This window comes from Bacillus sp. 11C (assembly GCF_055486375.1).
Window position 1 is genome coordinate 46,960 of the sequence record NZ_JBUPVZ010000007.1, and the last position, 19,916, is coordinate 66,875.

Genomic DNA, 19,916 nt, shown 5'->3' on the forward strand with positions numbered 1-19,916 from the left:
TTTGCTAGGTTCTTACAGCATCTTCTCTGACAGTTGAAACCCGACCGAAAAACACGAACTTTAGAACTTAAAAAACACATTTTTATTCGTTTATTAATTATTAAAGCAGGCGTTTCCATAGGTTTATCAGCCACACAGAAAGCAAATATCGAAAATCAGAAAATTTATTTTATTTCACTTTTCTAAAATAGGGTTTACAATATGAAAAATAGATTCTTCATCATGAAGCTTCAACATCATAGGAGGTTAAGGACATGCATACTGAAGACAACGGTTTGAAAAAAGAGATAGGCCTTTTGTTTGCCCTTACTCTTGTCATCGGAACCATTATCGGTTCAGGTGTGTTTATGAAGCCTGGCGCTGTGCTCGCTTATTCGGGTGATTCAAAGACAGCGCTATTCGCCTGGCTGTTAGGCGGTATTTTAACACTGGCGGGCGGTTTGACAATCGCGGAAATCGGAACACAGATTCCGAAAACCGGCGGGCTCTATACGTACCTTGAAGAAGTGTACGGAGAGTTTTGGGGGTTTTTGTGCGGCTGGGTGCAGATTATCATTTACGGTCCGGCGATTATCGGCGCGCTGGGTTTATATTTTGGATCTTTAATGGCGAATCTTTTCGGCTGGGGATCTGGACTATCAAAAGGAATCGGAATTATAGCCGTTCTCTTTTTATGCATCATTAATATTATCGGTACAAAATACGGCGGCTTTGTCCAAACGCTGACAACGATCGGCAAGCTGATTCCGATTGCATGCATCATCATCTTCGGTCTTTGGAAAGGCGATCAGCACATCTTTACAGCAGTAAACGAAAGCATTTCCGATATGAATTTCGGAGCAGCCATCTTGGCTACACTGTTTGCTTACGACGGATGGATTCTTCTGGCCGCTCTCGGCGGAGAAATGAAAAATCCCGAAAAGCTGCTGCCACGCGCAATGACTGGCGGATTATTAATTGTTACAGCCATCTATATTTTCATTAATTTTGCATTGCTTCACATCCTGTCTGCGAACGAAATTGTCACACTTGGTGAAAATGCGACAAGCACTGCTGCGACCATGCTGTTCGGTTCAGTTGGCGGAAAGCTGATCAGTGTCGGGATTATTGTCAGCATCTTCGGCTGCTTAAACGGAAAGATCCTTTCTTTCCCGCGAGTGTCCTACGCGATGGCGGAACGCAAACAGCTTCCATTTGCAGAAAAACTGTCACATGTGCATCCGACGTTCCGCACACCATGGATTGCGATTACCTTCCAGATTGCTGTGTCTTTGATTATGATGCTGATCAGCAACCCTGATAAACTTTCGGAAATCTCTATTTTCATGATCTACATTTTTTATGTAATGGCCTTTTTTGCGGTGTTTATCCTCCGCAAGCGAACAAAGGGAGAAAAGCGCGCCTACAGTGTTCCGCTTTACCCATTCATGCCGATTTTGGCAATCGCGGGCTCATTCTTTGTGTTAGGAAGCACACTGATTACAGATACACTGAGCTGTGGATTATCAATCCTCATCGGCCTTGCTGGACTGCCTGTTTATTACTGGATGAAAAAACGAAAAGCTAGCTGATAAAACGGTTCCCTTGTTTAGGGAACCGTTTTTTGGTGAAACAGAAGAAAAAAGTTGACAGGAAAAACACAACTTTTGATATACTTTTTACGTTAAGCAGCAGGGTTTTGCTAACTTGGGTCGTTTTTTTGTACCGAAGCAGGCCATGATAAGGAGACATGATTTACCGAAAAAGTCAAGCCGCGTTTTTTTCGACTTTTCCTGTTTTTTTTCGACAAAAGGCTATATAATAATTTGATGTGTGCATTGTCTCATTCAAACTATGGAGGGTTTTTAATGATAAGAAGAAAAAAAGATAAGTTCTCACTCCTTTTAACAGAAATCGCAAAGAATATAGACGAAACTGCCGAATATTTTGTGAACTTTAAGGTCACAAACCAAACGACGCTTAAAGAATTCGCAGATACGTTAAAGGAATATGAAACAAAAGGTGACAATCATGTTCATGTAATGATTAAAGAGCTTAACAAAGCGTTCATCACTCCTATTGAACGCGAAGATATCCTTCAGCTGACAAACAGCCTGGATGATGTGCTTGACGGAATCGAGCATTTCTCTGCCATGATGGAGATTTTTTCAATTACTTCATCAGACGAGCATATCGATAAATTCAGCGGATACATCAGAGAATGTGCAAAAGAAATTTTGATTACAATTGAGCTGCTGGCAGAAAACCGCTTAAAGGATATTCAGCCTCACGCGATCAAAATTAAAGAATATGAGCACAGCTGTGACAACCTGCACAGAAAATCATTAAAGAATCTTTTCGGAAATGAAACAGATCCGATCAAAGTGATTCAATACCGTGAAATTTACGAAACGCTTGAAGAAATTGCCGACTCTTGCCAAAGTGTTGCCAATAATCTTGAAACCATCATTATGAAAAACGCGTAACGAGGGGTAAAAATGGATATTCTATTCATATTAACGATACTAATAGTCATTTGTGCTCTGGTGTTTGATTTCATCAACGGGTTTCATGATACGGCGAACGCAATTGCCACTTCGGTATCCACAAAAGCGCTGAAACCGCGTCACGCCATTATAATGGCGGCTGTGATGAACTTTATCGGGGCAATGACATTTACAGGTGTTGCAAAAACCATTACGAAAGACATCGTGGACCCTTATACACTGGAAAATGGTTCAGTTGTCATTTTGGCTGCGCTACTCGCTGCGATTGCCTGGAACCTGATCACATGGTACTACGGCATTCCAAGCAGCTCATCTCATGCCATCATTGGAGCTATTGCCGGTGCAGCTATTGCCGCGGCCGGATTTGCTGCGTTAAATTATAAGGGCTTTATCAAAATTATTGAAGCACTGATCTTATCACCCATTATTGCCTTTGTTCTTGGTTTTATTCTTTACAGCATCGTTAAGCTGATTTTCAAAGACAGCAATTTGTCGAAAACGAACAAGCAGTTCCGCAGAGTGCAAATTGTAACAGCTGCCCTGCAATCGTATACACACGGAACAAACGATGCGCAAAAAGCAATGGGAATTATCACAATGGCTCTCATCACAGCGAATTTACATACTTCTGCTAATGTCATTCCAACCTGGGTGCAATTCGCCTGCGCGACAGCCATGGGTCTTGGAACTTCAATCGGCGGCTGGAAAATCATCAAAACCGTTGGCGGAAAGATCATGAAAATCCGTCCGGTAAACGGTGTTTCTGCTGACTTAACCGGGGCAGCCATTATTTTCGGCGCCACATTTATACATTTGCCGGTCAGCACAACCCACGTCATTTCTTCATCTATCCTTGGCGTCGGTGCGTCACACCGGGTAAAAGGCGTAAACTGGGGTACAGCTAAACGTATGCTCGTGACATGGGTCATCACGCTTCCGATTTCAGCGACACTCGGTGCCATCGCCTACTTTATTTTAAATATGATCTTTTAATGTTACACCGCTTCTGTCAAAGGAGCGGTTTTTTTGATGGAACAGGAAAATCAGCCGGATCTCTCGAATACAATAAGCAGAACCTATTTCAGATGTGAGGGATTCATGTATGCTTTTATTCTTTCAGATCATGGTCTGGTGCATCATGGCCGGATTAGGCTTATACGTGTACGCCACGTGGCGTTTCGAAGCGAAGGTCAAAGAAAAAATGTCCGCCATCCGGAAAACATGGTACTTGCTGTTTGTTTTGGGTGCTATGATATACTGGACATATGAGCCCTTTTCCCTGTTTACCGACTGGGAACGGTATCTCATTGTCGCTGTCAGTTTCGCTTTAATTGACGCTTTCATCTTCTTAAGCGCATACGTCAAAAAACTGGCCGGCAGCGAACTGGAAACCGACACAAGAGAAATCCTCGAAGAAAACAACGAAATGCTTCACATGTATCTCGATCGGCTGAAAACATACCAATACCTATTGAAAAACGAACCGATCCACGTTTATTATGGAAGTATAGATGCATATGCTGAAGGTATTGATAAGCTGCTGAAAGCCTATGCCGATAAAATGAACTTAACGGCCTCACTTTGTCACTATTCGACACAGGCCGATAAGGACCGGTTAACCGAGCATATGGACGATCCGGCAGACGTGCAGACACGGCTCGATCGAAAGGATGTTTATTACGACCAATACGGAAAAGTGGTTCTCATCCCATTTACCATCGAGACACAGAGCTACGTCATCAAGCTGACGTCGGACAGCATTGTCACGGAATTTGATTATTTGCTTTTCACATCATTAACGAGCATATATGATTTAGTTCTGCCAATTGAGGAGGAAGGTGAAGGATAATGGAACGCGCGTTTCAAAACGGATGCGAGCCCCGGGCGGCAAAACCGTCAAAGATCCTGAAAAAACGTTCAACCACCAGTGTCGCAAGCTATCAAGTCAGCCCGCATACAGCAAGAATCTTCAAAGAAAACGAACGGCTGATTGACGAGTATAAACGAAAAAAAGCATGATCACACTAAAAGGACAAGGGAAAACAGCTCTTGTCCTTATTCCTTTTCTTAAAGGGTTACATATACTAAAACAAACAGAGGATATTGTCAGGTGATACAGTGAAAAAATTAGTGAGGCGTGTGAAGTTTGTTGATTACGGAAGGTTTGGCCTTTCCGGGTATTCGCTTCGGGTGCGGGAGCGCAGTGCCATGGTATTGAAGCATCTAAAAAAACGAACAAAAAAAAGCGACATTTAAACAATATGTCGCTTTTTATAGTCATCATTTTTATCTGTTTGAATAATAAGCCGTGCATAAATGATTTCTAAATACTTCATCGGATGAATGATGTATTTCACTATTCGGTTAAATGCGCGCGATCCAAATAGAGACGTTATTCCTAATGCCATCGTAAAACATAACACCAATCGTGTGTCAGGACTTTGCTCGTTTAACCAGCTATTATGAGTAAATAACGGGAAGACAAAAATCATATGAAATAAAAAGATCGCAAGTGAATTTTCTCCCCATTGAGTCAATTTGTTTTTGCCAGCACCCACTGCATTTAATAAAAAGAAAATGCCTAACACAGCTAAGGAATAATGAAAGAATACAATTCCAGAATAACTATGATTCTCTATTTGGAACTTTTGATAGCCAAGAAAACCAAAAAACAGCTGATCAAATTTATCATGATGATCATCTAAAATAATGAATACCAATACAGATACAGATAAAATGAAAAATAGTTTAAATTTTAATTTGTCTAATGAACTGCATATTTTATTCATGAAATCTTTTGAACAATAAAAACCGGCCAGGAAAAACGGGAGGAAAACAAAAGTTCTTAATACTGACATTGTTTGCGTATGCATGTTGCTATAGTATATTTTGATAAATTCAATAATCTGATCTGCATAAAACCTAGAAATAAAGCTCAGCAGTAGCAACAAAATCAGCAATATCGCTTTAAAGACGTTTCTACAGTTTATTTTCTTGAGAATAATAGCTAACGCATACCAGCTGCCGAGACTGACAATATACCACAAATGAGTATGCGGCCTGCCGTAAGTAAATTGAATGACAGAAAAATTACCTGCGTAGTAACGGTACACACAGTAAAAGGTTTGAAAAATAACATATAAGAGGATAAGATTGATGACTTTTTTCATTGATGGCCTTTTTGAAAAATAACCATTAAGAAAAATAAAAGCAGGCATGTGGAATGAATAAATAATTTCAATCATATTTTCCAGCCCGCTTTTACTAACCCCCAGCAGATGGGCAAATACAACCAAAAATATCAATACGCCTTTGACATTATTTAATTTAATATCTTTTTGCACAGTATAACCACCCAAAATACAAATTCATCATATTCAGTATGGTTTTACTAGCAGGCATTGTCAATGTTTTCTTTTCTACAAAACTAATAAAGCACTAATCTTTGCTTTAGTCGCCGGCCCGTAAATACCGTCGGCCGCTAAACCGTTAACAGACTGAAAACGCGCAACCGCATCAGCAGTTTTCGGTCCGTAAATGCCATCAATTCCGTTATTGGCAGCTCCTTTATCAGGGTAAAAATAGAGAGCGGCCAGTGCTCGCTGTACCTGAAAGACATGTTCGCCTGAGGCGTAAGGTGTTGTCAGTTTGATTATTCCGTCCGGGAGCGGATATAGATCTGGTTCTTCAGCGTACGATGGTGCACTTACAATTAGCACTTGACCGGCCTGAATGAGATTCGGATCTTCGATATTGTTCCACTCTTGCAGCTGGGCAACAGTCACACCGAACGCTCTCGCTATGGATGTAAGCGTATCACCCTGTTTCACGACATAGGTTTGGCTCCCGCCTCCCCCAATCCCAGCTTTAAACATATCCCATATATTCAACAGCTGGCGCGGACATTCCTTCCCTGACCAATACTTATGAGGGACGACACTGGCGAGACTGATATGGTGCTCAGCCATTAATATTTTAATAAGCCACTGGGCATTTGCTGTTGCTTGAGCGAAATCTCCATCGGCATTTTCACAAATTTCAATCCCAATAGAAGCCCGGTTGCCGCTGCCGTTTCCGTCTCCCGCATGCCAGCCGTTTTCATTTAATGGCAGATGCTGATAAATTTCTGTATCATCAACAGTAAAATGCCAGCTAGTCGCCGTATCAGGATTTTTCAAATAGCGGGCATGTGCCTCGGCATCCGCTCCGGGTGCAGTGTTCGCTGTATTATGCACTGTAATGTAGAACGGTGTCATGAGGTAGCCTGGACGGTTATTTGCACCGACTGGAATAAAGTCTTGAATGATGTTAACCATATGATCTCTCCTTATTTCATCAGATTATTTTCCTTTAACAAGTCACGCTGTTTTTTCCCTTTTTCTGTTACATAGTTGTTTTTAAACCAAGCGGCAACTGTTGTCCCTATTGTAAAAATGAGAGATCCGGCAGAATAAAGAGCGTCAGCAAGCTGATTGACCTGCTCTTCTTGAATGTCCAATGGTGATTTGCCAAACATCAGCATGGTTTGGTTAATGAATGCAACCAAAAGAAGCACCGTCCTGATGACCGTGCCTTTGTCGTAAGTTTTCATGAAAATCCCCCTTTAATGCTGCAGCAGGTTGTACATAATAGCGATGGCTCCGCCAATGATCCCTGTGCATACTGCTGTAATGATGGCACCTGTGATGGTGCGTTTAATCCACGTTGTATTTTCATCAATTTTGTTTAACTTCTCGTTCAGCGTCATGATTTGCTGGTCTTGCCGGTCTGACACGCGTTCTAATACGGAAACCCGCTGCTCTAGCGCTTTGTGCTCACCTTTCATGTCTGCTAAATCCTGCTGAAACACATTCACATCTATCTCTTGCTGCATCATTCACTCCTCCTTTACATGCGGATCACCTCCCTTCCGAGGGCCGAAATGGTTATGAAAGCACGGTTCCTTTTACGGAAAGAGTCCCGCCTGTGATATTGGCAATCTCCATGATAATCTCCTTGAACCCTTTAATATCAAAAGCCCACGCCTCAGCTTTCCCTAACGTACTTGAGGCAGAGGACGCATCATCAGATTTCACGCCTCTGATCGGAAGTTTCTGTCCTGACATCGATTTACCCCAGAATTTCACCTCACTCGTTTCCGCTGTGCCGTATACTTCAACGAGTAAATGTGCGACACCGTTTACAGGTAAAGCAGCACCTTCTCCGGCGGAATTTGCATTTTCATGAAAGACAAAGTCAACCGTGTTGCCGGCTTCCACTTTCAGCCGTCCATCGTCTGTCTGAATCTCCGAAAAGTCAATCTGCAAAGGGGCTTTTTCACTTACACGCACATCCATTTCTCCCGCCCCGACTGATTGGTAGACTGCAAATTCCGATTGCTGAAGGTTCCCGTTCACATAACGGAAGCGGTAATAGCGTTTAGAGAGGTACACCCAGTCCGTCTCCGTCAGGACACCGGCTGCGACATTAACGGCTGCTGTCGTTGTCCAAGCATTGTTATTGTCGCTTTCTTCAACAAAGAGCGTACCTTCACGATCTGCATACACCCAGCCCTTTACTTTTGAAATCAGAACCGCGCCCAGCCTGTCTTGCCCGAGCTGACTGTATGCCTCAGTCGCCTTTAAGGCAGCGTTTGTTAAAATCTCTGCGACACCTGACAAGTTCGCAACAGGTGTCAAAAAATCATTTTTTCCTCCTCTGTAGGGCTTTACAGCTCCGGCTTTTCCAGCCTTATCGAGAGGAAACTCATATTGATACTTCACCATCTTCATCCTCCTTTTATCTAAAAACAGGCAAAATAAAAAAGCCTTATATGGCTTTACCGGTAATGTCTTTATACTGGTCAGGTGTAATCAGCTTTTTGTTCACACCCTCTGCCAGATCCTCAATTGAACAGTCTTTATATAAGATGGCCTGTTTCACCATCTCCGCTGTTGCCCACTCAAAATGCAAGGCAAGCACCCAATAATTCATTCAGCATGATCTCCTTTCAAGGAAAGTAATGAAAGCTTTATATCTGCCAGCTCGCTCCCCAAAGTTTTGTTCAGTTCTTCAAGTTGCTTGCGTACCAGCTTTTCCTGTGACAATTCCTGAGCGAGAAGCTCAACCTGATTAGGCAGCTCGTACGGCGGGTTTTTTTGTAGCTCCTCCCACCAGGATTCGAGCTCTTTTTGGGTTGGGATTGGAGCGCGCAGGTTCCATTTTTCAATATAAGAACCATTCCCGTCATTACGCAGCTCAAAATCTTTTCTTGGAACAGCATTCGGGTATTTGTACATGATGGCGTCGTATAATATCATTTAAGCTCCTCCTATATTGTAGGGAAATTTCGGCCGCCTATTTCAGTAATATCAAAATAATTGTACCAGCCTGAATTATCCGTAGTATACCTAGTTTTATCACCGCTGTATCCGACATATAAGTAAATCTCAATATAGTCACCTTTATTAGCAGGAACTGTCGCGGCTCCATAGAGACCTAAGTTTATTTCAGTAGTATCCGATTGGTCACCAGGGTTCGCCCTATAGTGTGCAATATTTTTATACCTCATACCATTTAAATAAATGTCCATTTCATAGTTTACATACCTTTGATAATTTTCTACATACAATCCCGCATTCACCAAAAACATCCCATCATTCGGAACAATAAATCTATTATTTTTTGCATCGAATGTATTGTGACTATCTTTAATTTTTCTGTTAAAATTTACCTTCTGAAGCTCTCCTTTTATCAATAGCTGCTTTCCAGTAGTTCCTATATTCGCATGAGCAAAGCCGGAAATTTTCTGCCAAGCCGTCCAGCCGGAACCACTCCACCAGTGCCGTATCCATGTGCCAGTATTCTCAAAATAACTGTTAGATTCATTTCCAGTCCCATAAAGATATTGAGTAAATCTATAATCATGATATTTCTCATTTTTTACGATTCCGTAACCAAGTGGATAACCCGTAGTATTTCCTTGACCAACATCCATTAATGTTAGCCCCCGAGGATATTCATCTCCTCCAGTTCTTGCATCTTGAATTGCATTAGAGCCTGTAAGTATGGTTAATTTTTGATTCGTATAATTTGTGTCAACATAGTTTTTAGCCTCAGCTAAGGATTTATCTGCTTTACTTTGCGAACCTTCTGAGGTTTCTAATACATACCAATCAGAATAATCAGTACCATTAACAGCTATCCTTGTATAAAGAGTTTTCGTAGAGATGCTAAACCAATCTTGGCGTGTAGCCCAGTTATTTGCAGATGGATAGATAACTAATAAACCGGTTCTGTTATCATTGCTCGGAAATTGATTTTGCAAAACTGGATTAGCTACCATATAATTAGTGTCTAAGCGATAAGTGCCTGGCGGCAGACTCAGATCATTCGCATCGGTTATTGAATTTAATGGTCTAGTAATAAAGGCTGTGCTATTAGTATAATCTTTTGATTGATTCAAAGCAGTATCAGCTTTTTTTTGCGCACCATCAGGCGTTTCTTGCTTAACATTTTCGACATTTCCGAGACCCACTTGTTGTTTAGTAATAGAATGCGGGTTAGTTTTATCATTTTTATGAAGTTCTAATCCAAATTGAACTTTATCCACAATATCCGTTGTTGCAATTTGTTTCCATCCTCTAAACTCACCGTCTGTGTGAATCATTCCAATCCACATTGTAATTCCCCAACTCTGGTAAGCTACTATCGTTTTCCTTCCTGCAACGCCTTCTATAATATCGTAGTTATACCAAGATACATCTCCTTCCACCGGATTGTTTACAACTGATTTACCAACTCCATAATAAAATCCAGTAGATAGTGTTAGGACATCAGTACCTTCTGGGATTAGCGTTCTTTTACCGTCATCTCCAGTAAGTTTAATCAGTTGTGCAGCATTCCATTTATTTCTTTCATCATCAGATATATGAGACTTAGTATCACTTAAATGAGCATCAAAATCTGCTTGCGAGGCTTGTTTCACATTTTCGACATTTCCAAGCCCAACTTGTGCTTTGGTTACCTGGTTAGGGTTATCTCTCCGTGCAGCAAAACTGTCTGTATAGGCTTTGGCGTTTCCTTCTGCTTGATCTGCCTTATTCTGAGCTCCTGCTGGTGTTTCCTTCGCATTCCATTTTTCGCGTTCTGCTGACGTAATATGCCGTGTTGAATCATTATGATGTTCATTAAATTCCGTCTTTGAAGCCTGCTGCACGTTATCCACATTCCCCAGCCCGACTTGCGCCTTTGTTGTGTTGTGGGGATTGTTCATGTCGTTTTTGTGGGCGGCGAGGTCTGTGTGGGCGTCTTTTATGCCTTTTTCCCAGCGGTTGACGTCGTCTTCGTTGATCGGGTCGTCGGGGAGCCAGTCTGTTTTTTCTTCGTATGCCATGTTTACACCACCTCAAAAGTAAATCTGAAATCGAGTGTTCTGTTTTCGCTGACGTCCAGGTCTGTTTTTCTCTCTGTGATTACATTGCCCAGTTCGTCAAAAATTTGCACCGTTTCGATATGCTTGATGTCTTCCTCACGTTTTGTCAGAACGGTGACTGTCGCTCCGTCAATTGCGAGTTCTACTATGTCTGTTTTTTGTCCGTTCAGCAGCACGTGATCAATTCTGCTTTTTAGATCTGCCGCTGTACGTTCTCTGTATATGGTTGAAATCAAGTTAAAACCACCTCATTGTTGTTAAGGGTGACCGAATAACCGACCTTCAGCTCACTGGCTGTTCGGTATCTGCGGTGATTCAGGATGACTGTGTCTTTGATTTGTAGCGTCTCGTTCAATCCGCCTCTGAGCGTATAGGCCAAATGAGCGGGCTTCATGTTTTCTATGGCTTCGATCAGCTCATTCATGTGCTGAAGGTCATCAACATTGATATCCACGTTAAATCGGTATTCGCCGGGCAGCAGGCGGACCTGCGCAGACGGTTTTTTCAAGAAACGATTGACTGCCTGCTCAATAGCCTTGTAGGTAATTGGCGGGATGTTCGACATTTTTGAAATCAGCCGCAATCGTCTGATCTCATCGGTGTCACCCGATTCCCGCGGCACGTTTAAAATCTTTTCCCAGCGGCTTAGCCCCCATGTCGCTGTCGGCACGAACAACTGATCCGTCAGATCAAAGATGCTGTTATTCTGTTTATCAAACTCAGGCGCTTCCGCTTTCAGCAGCTCGGCCATTTCTTTCAGGCTGGTAAGAAACGGCGGCAGATACGCTGTCATGTCATCTTGTTTGCTCAATGATCTTCACCTGCCCAAGCTTAGGAATTTCCACGTCGCTCAGTACCAGATTTTCTGAGGTGCCATTGATTTTAATGTTGGAATAATCACTGACTGACGGTGAATTATAGACGATATTGTTAATTTGAGAAAGACGGATGACGTTGTCTTCGAACGCCATTTTCTTAAAGAGGTTTAAAACGCCCTCTTTAATTTCCGACTTTACTTCATCAATTGAGTGATTGATCTCCGGCAGCACTTCGGCCGAAATCTCAACATCCTTCCAGACCGCGCTTTCCACTGTGACATAGGCTCCAATTGGCGCCTGTCCTTCACCCTGTCCTGGTTCAGGGTCAATATAATCTTTCACTTTTTGAATCAAGATATCGGAAGCCGGCTCGAGATTCACATTCGTGACGACAATTTTGACCGTGCCGTTTCCGCTCCAAAGCGGGAAAATCTTTGCTTTTCCAACACCGTCCACTTCTTCAGCCCACTCTTTATAGTGCATTTTGTTAGCGCTGACAGCCTCGCGCCGAACCCTTGTAAAATACCGTTCTCTTAAGCTGTCGTCTCCTTCTTCCTCTCGCCCCGGGATCAGGATTTCTTTAACAATGGCTGTCTCTAATCCGGGAATGGTATCCAGCGAAAGTAAATGGCGTCCAGTCAGATTGGCGTTTCCCGCATCACCAGGTGTTTCACAGATGAGCGTCCCATCTGCCGTATATTGAAAATAAAGATTATCCACATAAAAGCGGGAGCCCGCAGGAATGGTAACTCCCGACGTAAACTCTCCCGCTCTGACCGCCTTTGTTGCGGCTGTCCGTTCAATGCCGGCTTCCGCTGCGCGCCGGTCTAAAAATTCGCCTTGGGCGGTATCAGAAAAGACCAGCTCAAGCACGGTGTCCAGCCATATATATGACTTCGCAAGCTCGGCTGCCGCCGGGGCTAACGCATTATAAATGACGCTGCCTTCTCTTGTGTCAATATCTGCGGAGATGCTGTTCAGCATACGTTCCATAATATTTTCAAAGGTCTGCTCCTCAAACATCTTCGCCAATCACCTCCTCAATCTCAAGCGCCCCTTCATCTGTCTCCACCACAAAGGAAACATGAAACGCATCGCCTTGTTTTTCTATCTCAAAGTCTGTTACGGCGGAAATCCGGTCGTCATAAATCAGTGCTTCTTCTATCAGCCTCGGAATCTCCATTTTTTTATAGGCATCAGTCGTCTCATGATCTGTCAGTACGTCCGAAAGCTCATTTCCGACATTATGGCTGTATACCGAATACGCATATCGTTCTGTTTGTAAGGCGATATACACGAATTGTCTGATCGCTTCAAGCCCGGTAATCAGCTCATTTGTAATTCTTCCGTTTTCAAAATCTATTTTGTATGTTTGCGAGGTTTCAATAACGTCACTTTCATCCTCAAAATCCTCAAACTCCACTTCTGGTGTCAGGGCCATGATGCCCACTCCTTTTTGACAAGCTAAATAAAAAACCCCTTCGTGCAAGCGGTTTGTCTATACTTTATCTAAAATAAAAAACGATTGACCGCCAGTCAGAGCCGCGGTCATGACGCGGTCCCCCGGCTCGAGTGCATCGTCTCCTCCAGGCTGCATCCGTTTTGGGATGATAAGAGCGTCTGCCGGTATGATCAGTTTGCTGTTTTCTTTTAATTTGATTTCAACAGGAGAAACCGAAACCACCTCAGCCGGGAGCAGCTCCACCGGAGACTCAGCGTCAACTGCGCCGACGGCCAAATGTTTAATAGCCTCACTCAATCTCATCAGGAAACTCCTTCCGGCATGGTGTTCTTTTCGACAACATCAATGGTCATCGTATGTTTCGTTCCTTTAAACTCGTGCCGGTCCGTATCTACCCAATAGGTCTTCTTGATCCCGGCCTCCGGAATGGAAATATAGACAGGCAAGCCGCTCTGCACTTCTGGTATGCCGACCGCCTGAATATTTTTCAGTTCTTTTTTCACGCCCTTTTTTTCAGCAAGGCGCACATCTGCCCGCTGCTGAAGCTGAGCTTGGTTGATATCATCTGTGACCGTCTCCGTATATTGAAGCACACCGTATTTGTTTAAGCCTGAACTGTCCTTGGCAGACGCTTTATACGTCTTATTGTCCTTCTGCCGGCGGAGCACAACCCGTGTTGCAGTGTCGTTTATGGAAGTGCTGTATTGGTAACCCGTGATATTGACGCCTGTTTCCAACACCCATACCTCTGACGGATCTGGCCAAGCACGCAGACCGAGCTTTCCTTTTTCTGAATACAGCTGATAATGTCGCCCTGTCTGGCTTTTCGTCTGTTTCAACGCTTTTAAGATGATGTCATATAAGGTCGTATCATTTTTTATGACAAGGCTTTTGATCGTATGGCCTGTGTTCGCAATCGAAGTTGTCGGTATTTGAAAATCATTGGCGATCCGCCTGATCATCTGGTCGGCCCGCTGATTGGAAAACACGTACACATCTTGGTTTTTAACCAAGTATTGGAGCATATCATACGCACTGAAGGCAAGCGTATGCTCGTCCGGTGTTCTTGCAAAAACAATGCCGCGAAAAAGCTCTTTTCCCTTCCACTTAAACAAGACCGTATCTCCCTCAGTAACGCTGTAATACGTCTGGTCGCCCTGTTTGATGACGATGGTCGCTTCTATAGAGCGTGGCGCCTGATAACGGTGGCCTTCAAGCGATACGCTTTCTGCCACTAGCTCAAGCCACTCTGTGTCTTTAATGACAAACAGTTCTATCATCACACATCACCTGTTTCATTGCGGTATCTTTAATTTTTGGCCGGGAAAAATCCAGTGCCCCGGCTGCCTGATGTTCCGTTTGCTCCGTTTGATCATTGCGGTTTTATTAGCGTTCCAAATTTTGCGCCATTGCGTGCTGTTCCCGTAAAACCTGCCGGCAATGTCCCACAGCGTGTCTCCCTTTTTCACTGTATAGGTTTTAGGAGATGCCTTCGACGGACGTTTTGCCTTTGTTTTTTTCTTCTGCTTGATTTTTCGGGGAGAAGCGGTTTTGTATTCTTTCAGGACGATATCAAAATCCCTATCTCCTATTTCGTTGTCCCCTTCACTGTATTTAAGGCTTTCAATGCTGCATGTCATATTGATTTTTGTTCCCGTAATTAAAAATTGGACAGGCTTTTTAGCCTTCATCCATTTTTCAATTTTCGCAATGGCATTCTCAGGAGACGGGAGATTTTGATATTCAGCTATCGGTGTATACTTTTTTGGAAAAAAAGAAGAAAATGAAATTTCTTTCGCTCCAGATTCTTCAATAAACGTTATTTCTCCCAGCCCTGTTATCTTTACTGAGTCATTCTGTACACTATTCGCTATATCCATTGCTTCAGGAAGAACAGGAAACCGCAGCTTTTCCTTCCCCTGTGATATCCAAAATTCATAAACAGACTTAGTCAAAAGCTACGACCCCCTTTGTTCCGGTGTTCATGTCTTTTTGTAATTCATCAAGTAATGCCTGCTTAATTTTTGCTACCAGGCTGTCAGCGTCCTGTCCATTATGGAAATGCTGATCGCCATTAAACTCAATCTTAATTTCTTTCGTTCCGGCCGTTTGTATCGTTTGCCGGGTTCCAGAGGTAAAGGCTGAAACTTGTCCTGAGGAAAGCTCAGACTGCTGGGATTGAGACGGATCTGTCACTTCCATCCCGAGAGCTTGCGCCGCTTTCTGAAGGAGGTAACGGCCGCGGATGCCCCGCTCCTCCGGAATGATCCATTCCCGCTTGTTTCCTTCACCGACACGGGCAATTTGTTCTTTTGTGATCAGCCCGCCGTTTGCATAACCGACATAGGGACCGCCATGATTCAAGCTTTTTATACCTGGCACGTTATTGATAGAACCGTATCTGCTTTTGATATAGCCGATCGCAGCAGCTGCATTGTGAATCGGGTTTTTAATGTTCCCCATGCCCGGTGCTTTATGATCGTTAAAGGTACTCGGGATTGTTTGCATGAGCCCTTGTGACGGGTGCCCCGCTTTTGCGTTACTGTCCCATAGGTTAATTGCGTTCGGGTTGCCGCCTGACTCATTCTGGGCAATTGTCATGAGGCCAGGAAGCCAGCTCATCGGTGTCTTTGTGGCCATGAGAGCCGCCATAACCCACTGTTTCACATTCCCGCTCATCGCACCCATTCCTGAATAAGCAGCAGCCAGTGATCCAGCTTGTTTTTCAGCATATTTTTTTACATCTACTGAGCCAAGACCTTTGACAACACCAATTGAAGCAAAACGCCCCAAACTCATCATGACGCGGGAAGGTGAATGGATATCCAGCTCTTCACGAAATGCCTTCTCAACTTTTTTCGCGAGTTCCTTGGCTGCTTCGTGGACTTCACTTGTCTTAGAAGTCATACCTGAAACAAAATTCCCGATCATTCCGCTGCCCCAGCCGTTTGAGGATTCCTTAGAACGGACAAACGGTTTATTCACATGAGTATTAACGTACTGATCAGTTCCGGTTTGTGAACTATTTTGTCCGGAAGCAAACCCTTTGATCGTACCGCTGCCCCATGATGATGATTTGTTTACAGTAGCTTGGAACGGTGTTTTGACTTTAGATTGCAAAAAGCCGTCTGTACCGGTTGCAGTACCGTTTTGACCCTTGGCATACCCGCTTACCATTAGTTTTCCGTAATTGGGTGAAGCAGAAATCATTTGTGTAAATGGCGTATTGATGTTTTTCTTTTTCCAGTCTTCAATATTGACCGGCTCTTTGCTGATGCCTTTGCCAATGCCTTCTGAAAATTGCTGTCCGAGTGCGGACGCTTGGCCTGTAAGATTTGCAGTGTCCATTGATGGAGAAGCTGATCCTGATAACGGGCTGGCAGCTGCTCCTCCTGAGACAGATACCGAACTTCCACCAGAAGACGAAGCGGCTCCCATGTCATCTACGACTTGCATACCGAGTTTAGACGCCGCTTGTGAAAGAAGCATTTTGCCACGGCCTCGATTGTTATCAACTGGGATAACGAATTCCTTGCCGGCTTCACCGATCCACGAGATGGTTGGTTTGGTGATGTAACCGCCTGTGGCCTTTTTATCCGGATCCTTACCTTTATCCGGATCTCCGCCGCCGGTTACAAAATTGATCACTTTACTAGCTACGCCGCCAGCTTTATCCCAAATTTTCTTCACCCAGCCGAACGCTTTAGAAAAAGCATCTGAGATGGCTTCTCCAACCTTTGCAAGAGGTTCTTGGATATTCTTTTTAAACCAGCCGCTCAGACCCTTCCATATCTTCTTGACGGTATCTATTGCTTTTTGGAAAGCGTCAGAAATTCCCTTACCTACATCTGAGACTGTATTTTTGACCGGGTTCCAAACTGTATTCATGAACCATCCCGATACTGTACTGAAAACACTCTTAATCTTATTCCAAGCACCAGTCATTTTATCCCAGATTGTGGTTGCCGCTCCGATAACAGCGGATTTGACTGGCCCCCACACATTGCTCATAAACCAGGAAGCAACTGCACTGAACACATTTTTAATCGTCGTCCATGCGCCTACAATTTTAGACCAAATGGCTGTAGCCACACCAACAACCGCAGATGACACAGGTGTCCAGACATTGTCCATAAACCATGTTGATACGGTACTAAAAATGGTTTGTATCGTTGTCCATGCGTTTACGATGTTTGACCATAGACTTGTAGCTACACCCACAACCGCGGATGATACAGGTGTCCAAACATTGTCCATAAACCATGTTGATACAGTGCCCCAAGTACCCTGAATGGCTGACCACGCATTTTGCGCCCCCTCTGTAATGCTGTTCCATGTATCATTTAGAGCGCCAGCATCAATTGCCTTACCTAAACTTTCTCCACCGAAAGATCCTGCAATTCCTCCTATTGCACCGCCAATCACTGTCCCGACCCCCGGAACAACGCTTCCAATTGCCGCTCCTGCTGCTGCTCCTGCCAAACCTCCGCCGGCTGAACCTACTTTTTCACCGGCATTATCCTTATTGATTCCGGCTAAGTCAGTAAGAGACAAGATTTCGCCTAGTCCTGGGATTCCTTTCGCGGCTCCTTTTAAGCCCTTCAGTCCGCCCTTCAAACCTTTTGAACCTCCCAATGATTTCAGAAGACCTGAAAAACCTTTACCTGATGCGCCTTTAGCTGCTTTTGCGGATTTCGGCGTATTCACAGAATTTGTTTTATTGCCTTTCGTTGATGAACCGTTTCTGTTTTTGACTTTTTTGCTTTTGCCTGTACTGATTCCGGCACAGCAGCATCCGCAAGCCCCGCCCCATTTTCCGCCTGACTTCTTCGATTTAGAACCCGACGCTTTTTTGTTCATAGACGGTTTTTTAGTGCGGTTTGAGTTATTAGAAGTTGCGTTCTTTGTATTGACTTTTGAGGCTTTTTGTTTCCCTTTACTTCCGCCGGATTTGCCGCCAAGCAATCCTCCAAAATCGAGATTCCCCAGCTTTTCAACAATGCCTTTTATAATCTTTTCAAAAAACTCTCCCACTTTTTCAATCATTTTATCAGGGCTGAATTTCTCAAATTTTTTCGCTATTTTTGAGACAATGTTATCAACAAACTTTTCGGCTTTATTGGCGATTTTATCCGGGTTCAGAAAATTGAACTTTTCTGAAATTTTGTCAACAATATTTGTTACAAAGTCTTCTGCTTTAGTAATAATGGCTTCCGGGCTGAATTTACTTACGACATCATCCACTTTTTTCATAAAGGAATCTGTAAATTTGTCCAGCTGCTTAAAAATGGCTTCCGGGCTGAATTTGCTTACGATATCATCTACTTTTTTCATAAATGAGCCGGTAAACTTGTCCAGCTGCTTAAATATAGCTTCCGGGCTGAATTTACTTGCGATACTGTCCACTTTCTTCATAAATGAGCCGGTAAACTTGTCCAGCTGTTTCAAAAGCGTCTCCGGACTGAACTTCGTGGCGATTGCATCCACCTTACTCATGAATGATGTTGTAAACTTATCCAGCTGTGACAGTATCGTTTCCGGACTGAACTTTGTCGCAATTGCATCTACTTTTCCCATAAATGATGTGGTGAACTTATCTAGTTGCGCAAGGATCGTTTCCGGGCTGAACTTTGTTGCAATTGCATCCACTTTTCCCATGAATGATGTGGTGAACTTGTCCAGCTCTGTCAAAATTGTTTCCGGGCTGAATTTTGTCGCAATCGCATCCACCTTATTCATGAACGATGTTGTAAATTTATCCAGCTCTGTTAAGATTGTTTCCGGGCTGAATTTTGTTGCGATGTCATCCACTTTTTCCATGAATGATGCAGCAAATTTGTCCAGTGCTGTCAAAATTGTTTCTGGATCAAACATGCTTGCAATATCGCCCGTATTTCCTCCGGATTGAGGGGCTGCTTTATCGGCTGAACCTGAGATTCCCATACTGTCAATTTTTCTCTGCAATGAATCCAGCTTCTCTGACACCTTGTCATTAATAGCCAGCTCCAATTTGTTGTCTTTTCCTGTTAAGGCATCAATACCTGCTGAAATGCGACCGACTGTTTTCATGACGTGATCAATCACGCGTATCGTAACAGAGTAACCATTTTGAAGTGCGGTTTCCATATAACGCTTTATTTTTTGCACAGCCGGCGAAACTTGATCTTCTGCTCTCAGCATGATCGTAAAACCTTTAAAACCTGCAACGAACTTTCTTAATCGTTCAAACCTTGCTGTTGCTTGATCACTAGCGCCAATTTTAATGGATACGGATGCCGGCAATCCCTGCAATTGAGTTTGAACCTGCTGAATGACATTGCTGGCATTATCCTCAGCTGAGATAGAAATCATTTGAGAACCAAGCTTTTTCTTTAGAGATTTTTGTATGCGGTCAATCGTTCTTAATATGGTTTTACTATCTTTTCGTATATCGATAGCGCTTTTTCGCTGCGCCATTTTTCTATATTTTTCAAGCGCTCTAAATCCATTTTGTATTCTTCTTAATTTTTTGCTTACACGGTCTTCCATATCAAATCTCGCTGTCAGTTTTGCCAATTACGATGTCCCCCCTTTCTTTGCTTGTTTTTCAAGGAGATCCAGCTTATAGCCAATCAGCCCATACAACAGCGCCTTAAAGTTTCGGGGCGCTTCGTAGAGCGCTAATAAATCCGATGGAGAATAATGAAGCTCGTGCATCGCATAATAGAGATACACGGCTTCTTTATGCCCATCTTTTA

23 protein-coding genes are annotated in these 19,916 nt (G+C 43.4%); 6 read left to right on the forward strand and 17 right to left on the reverse strand.

Annotated elements, in window-relative coordinates:
* The first annotated feature begins 254 nt into the window (after nucleotides 1-254).
* From steT to spoIISC, 6 genes are all read left to right on the forward strand, one after another.
* Complete coding sequence (gene steT / locus ACY3LV_RS11555; protein ID WP_333517804.1) at nucleotides 255-1,571, forward strand: serine/threonine exchanger; 1,317 nt, start codon at nucleotides 255-257, stop codon at nucleotides 1,569-1,571.
* Nucleotides 1,572-1,847: 276 nt separating this feature from the next.
* Nucleotides 1,848-2,465 (forward strand): DUF47 domain-containing protein, encoded by a 618-nt coding sequence (locus tag ACY3LV_RS11560; RefSeq protein ID WP_003218470.1) that lies wholly within the window; start codon nucleotides 1,848-1,850, stop codon nucleotides 2,463-2,465.
* Nucleotides 2,466-2,477: 12 nt separating this feature from the next.
* A complete protein-coding gene (locus ACY3LV_RS11565; protein WP_148963834.1) occupies nucleotides 2,478-3,479 on the forward strand; it encodes an inorganic phosphate transporter in 1,002 nt (333 codons plus the stop codon).
* A 109-nt stretch (nucleotides 3,480-3,588) separates the two neighbouring features.
* The gene (gene spoIISA / locus ACY3LV_RS11570; protein ID WP_148963835.1) at nucleotides 3,589-4,335 is read left to right on the forward strand and encodes a toxin-antitoxin-antitoxin system toxin SpoIISA; all 747 of its coding nucleotides are present in this window, start codon (nucleotides 3,589-3,591) and stop codon (nucleotides 4,333-4,335) included.
* A complete protein-coding gene (spoIISB, locus tag ACY3LV_RS11575; RefSeq protein ID WP_010330434.1) occupies nucleotides 4,335-4,505 on the forward strand; it encodes a three component toxin-antitoxin-antitoxin system antitoxin SpoIISB in 171 nt (56 codons plus the stop codon). Before spoIISA ends, spoIISB begins: the two co-directional genes overlap by 1 nt.
* 84 nt (nucleotides 4,506-4,589) lie before the next feature.
* Nucleotides 4,590-4,742, forward strand: coding sequence for a three component toxin-antitoxin-antitoxin system antitoxin SpoIISC (gene spoIISC / locus ACY3LV_RS11580; protein ID WP_138140496.1), 153 nt, complete (start codon nucleotides 4,590-4,592; stop codon nucleotides 4,740-4,742).
* Here the strand turns inward: spoIISC and ACY3LV_RS11585 are convergent.
* From ACY3LV_RS11585 to ACY3LV_RS11665, 17 genes are all read right to left on the reverse strand, one after another.
* Complete coding sequence (locus tag ACY3LV_RS11585) at nucleotides 4,739-5,830, reverse strand: acyltransferase family protein (protein ID WP_464863818.1); 1,092 nt, start codon at nucleotides 5,828-5,830, stop codon at nucleotides 4,739-4,741. The genes spoIISC and ACY3LV_RS11585 overlap by 4 nt on opposite strands.
* A gap of 75 nt (nucleotides 5,831-5,905) precedes the next feature.
* A complete protein-coding gene (locus ACY3LV_RS11590) occupies nucleotides 5,906-6,802 on the reverse strand; it encodes an N-acetylmuramoyl-L-alanine amidase (protein WP_333560583.1) in 897 nt (298 codons plus the stop codon).
* 11 nt (nucleotides 6,803-6,813) lie between these two features.
* Nucleotides 6,814-7,077 (reverse strand): phage holin, encoded by a 264-nt coding sequence (locus tag ACY3LV_RS11595; protein WP_333560584.1) that lies wholly within the window; start codon nucleotides 7,075-7,077, stop codon nucleotides 6,814-6,816.
* A 12-nt stretch (nucleotides 7,078-7,089) separates the two neighbouring features.
* The gene (locus ACY3LV_RS11600; RefSeq protein WP_333560585.1) at nucleotides 7,090-7,359 is read right to left on the reverse strand and encodes a hemolysin XhlA family protein; all 270 of its coding nucleotides are present in this window, start codon (nucleotides 7,357-7,359) and stop codon (nucleotides 7,090-7,092) included.
* Between the two features lie 52 nt (nucleotides 7,360-7,411).
* Nucleotides 7,412-8,251: a phage-like element PBSX protein XepA gene (xepA, locus tag ACY3LV_RS11605; protein ID WP_464863819.1), complete on the reverse strand. Its 840-nt coding sequence runs from the start codon at nucleotides 8,249-8,251 to the stop codon at nucleotides 7,412-7,414.
* Nucleotides 8,252-8,294: 43 nt separating this feature from the next.
* Complete coding sequence (locus ACY3LV_RS11610) at nucleotides 8,295-8,459, reverse strand: XkdX family protein (RefSeq protein WP_333560587.1); 165 nt, start codon at nucleotides 8,457-8,459, stop codon at nucleotides 8,295-8,297.
* Nucleotides 8,456-8,785, reverse strand: coding sequence for an XkdW family protein (locus ACY3LV_RS11615; protein WP_464863820.1), 330 nt, complete (start codon nucleotides 8,783-8,785; stop codon nucleotides 8,456-8,458). Before ACY3LV_RS11615 ends, ACY3LV_RS11610 begins: the two co-directional genes overlap by 4 nt.
* Before the next feature lie 11 nt (nucleotides 8,786-8,796).
* A complete protein-coding gene (locus ACY3LV_RS11620; RefSeq protein WP_464863821.1) occupies nucleotides 8,797-10,860 on the reverse strand; it encodes a terminase in 2,064 nt (687 codons plus the stop codon).
* A 2-nt stretch (nucleotides 10,861-10,862) separates the two neighbouring features.
* Nucleotides 10,863-11,135 carry a hypothetical protein gene (locus ACY3LV_RS11625; RefSeq protein WP_333517809.1) on the reverse strand — a complete coding sequence of 91 codons (273 nt, stop codon included), beginning with the start codon at nucleotides 11,133-11,135 and terminating at the stop codon, nucleotides 10,863-10,865.
* Complete coding sequence (locus ACY3LV_RS11630; protein WP_148963843.1) at nucleotides 11,132-11,710, reverse strand: YmfQ family protein; 579 nt, start codon at nucleotides 11,708-11,710, stop codon at nucleotides 11,132-11,134. The genes ACY3LV_RS11625 and ACY3LV_RS11630 overlap by 4 nt, the downstream gene beginning before the upstream one ends.
* Nucleotides 11,694-12,740: a baseplate J/gp47 family protein gene (locus tag ACY3LV_RS11635; RefSeq protein ID WP_333517810.1), complete on the reverse strand. Its 1,047-nt coding sequence runs from the start codon at nucleotides 12,738-12,740 to the stop codon at nucleotides 11,694-11,696. Before ACY3LV_RS11635 ends, ACY3LV_RS11630 begins: the two co-directional genes overlap by 17 nt.
* Nucleotides 12,733-13,158: a DUF2634 domain-containing protein gene (locus ACY3LV_RS11640; protein WP_333560590.1), complete on the reverse strand. Its 426-nt coding sequence runs from the start codon at nucleotides 13,156-13,158 to the stop codon at nucleotides 12,733-12,735. Before ACY3LV_RS11640 ends, ACY3LV_RS11635 begins: the two co-directional genes overlap by 8 nt.
* Nucleotides 13,159-13,215: 57 nt before the next feature.
* Entirely contained in the window at nucleotides 13,216-13,482 is a 267-nt protein-coding gene (locus ACY3LV_RS11645) for a DUF2577 family protein (RefSeq protein WP_333560591.1), read from the reverse strand.
* Nucleotides 13,482-14,459, reverse strand: a complete 978-nt coding sequence (locus ACY3LV_RS11650) for an XkdQ/YqbQ family protein (protein WP_119913747.1) — start codon at nucleotides 14,457-14,459, stop codon at nucleotides 13,482-13,484. The genes ACY3LV_RS11645 and ACY3LV_RS11650 overlap by 1 nt, the downstream gene beginning before the upstream one ends.
* A 15-nt stretch (nucleotides 14,460-14,474) precedes the next feature.
* The gene (locus ACY3LV_RS11655; RefSeq protein WP_333560592.1) at nucleotides 14,475-15,134 is read right to left on the reverse strand and encodes a LysM peptidoglycan-binding domain-containing protein; all 660 of its coding nucleotides are present in this window, start codon (nucleotides 15,132-15,134) and stop codon (nucleotides 14,475-14,477) included.
* Nucleotides 15,127-19,734, reverse strand: a complete 4,608-nt coding sequence (locus tag ACY3LV_RS11660) for a transglycosylase SLT domain-containing protein (RefSeq protein WP_464863822.1) — start codon at nucleotides 19,732-19,734, stop codon at nucleotides 15,127-15,129. Before ACY3LV_RS11660 ends, ACY3LV_RS11655 begins: the two co-directional genes overlap by 8 nt.
* Complete coding sequence (locus ACY3LV_RS11665; protein WP_333560694.1) at nucleotides 19,735-19,875, reverse strand: hypothetical protein; 141 nt, start codon at nucleotides 19,873-19,875, stop codon at nucleotides 19,735-19,737. It lies immediately after the preceding gene.
* Nucleotides 19,876-19,916 lie beyond the last annotated feature (41 nt).

Bases quoted from the DNA above. Each gene is read 5' to 3' on its own strand.
- steT (WP_333517804.1), top strand. From the start codon at position 255: ATGCATACTGAAGACAACGGTTTGAAAAAAGAGATAGGCCTTTTGTTT.
- ACY3LV_RS11560 (WP_003218470.1), top strand. From the start codon at position 1,848: ATGATAAGAAGAAAAAAAGATAAGTTCTCACTCCTTTTAACAGAAATC.
- ACY3LV_RS11565 (WP_148963834.1), top strand. From the start codon at position 2,478: ATGGATATTCTATTCATATTAACGATACTAATAGTCATTTGTGCTCTG.
- spoIISA (WP_148963835.1), top strand. From the start codon at position 3,589: ATGCTTTTATTCTTTCAGATCATGGTCTGGTGCATCATGGCCGGATTA.
- spoIISB (WP_010330434.1), top strand. From the start codon at position 4,335: ATGGAACGCGCGTTTCAAAACGGATGCGAGCCCCGGGCGGCAAAACCG.
- ACY3LV_RS11590 (WP_333560583.1), bottom strand. From the start codon at position 6,802: ATGGTTAACATCATTCAAGACTTTATTCCAGTCGGTGCAAATAACCGT.
- ACY3LV_RS11595 (WP_333560584.1), bottom strand. From the start codon at position 7,077: ATGAAAACTTACGACAAAGGCACGGTCATCAGGACGGTGCTTCTTTTG.
- ACY3LV_RS11600 (WP_333560585.1), bottom strand. From the start codon at position 7,359: ATGCAGCAAGAGATAGATGTGAATGTGTTTCAGCAGGATTTAGCAGAC.
- xepA (WP_464863819.1), bottom strand. From the start codon at position 8,251: ATGGTGAAGTATCAATATGAGTTTCCTCTCGATAAGGCTGGAAAAGCC.
- ACY3LV_RS11610 (WP_333560587.1), bottom strand. From the start codon at position 8,459: ATGAATTATTGGGTGCTTGCCTTGCATTTTGAGTGGGCAACAGCGGAG.
- ACY3LV_RS11615 (WP_464863820.1), bottom strand. From the start codon at position 8,785: ATGATATTATACGACGCCATCATGTACAAATACCCGAATGCTGTTCCA.
- ACY3LV_RS11620 (WP_464863821.1), bottom strand. From the start codon at position 10,860: ATGGCATACGAAGAAAAAACAGACTGGCTCCCCGACGACCCGATCAAC.
- ACY3LV_RS11635 (WP_333517810.1), bottom strand. From the start codon at position 12,740: ATGTTTGAGGAGCAGACCTTTGAAAATATTATGGAACGTATGCTGAAC.
- ACY3LV_RS11640 (WP_333560590.1), bottom strand. From the start codon at position 13,158: ATGGCCCTGACACCAGAAGTGGAGTTTGAGGATTTTGAGGATGAAAGT.
- ACY3LV_RS11645 (WP_333560591.1), bottom strand. From the start codon at position 13,482: ATGAGATTGAGTGAGGCTATTAAACATTTGGCCGTCGGCGCAGTTGAC.
- ACY3LV_RS11650 (WP_119913747.1), bottom strand. From the start codon at position 14,459: ATGATAGAACTGTTTGTCATTAAAGACACAGAGTGGCTTGAGCTAGTG.
- ACY3LV_RS11665 (WP_333560694.1), bottom strand. From the start codon at position 19,875: ATGCACGAGCTTCATTATTCTCCATCGGATTTATTAGCGCTCTACGAA.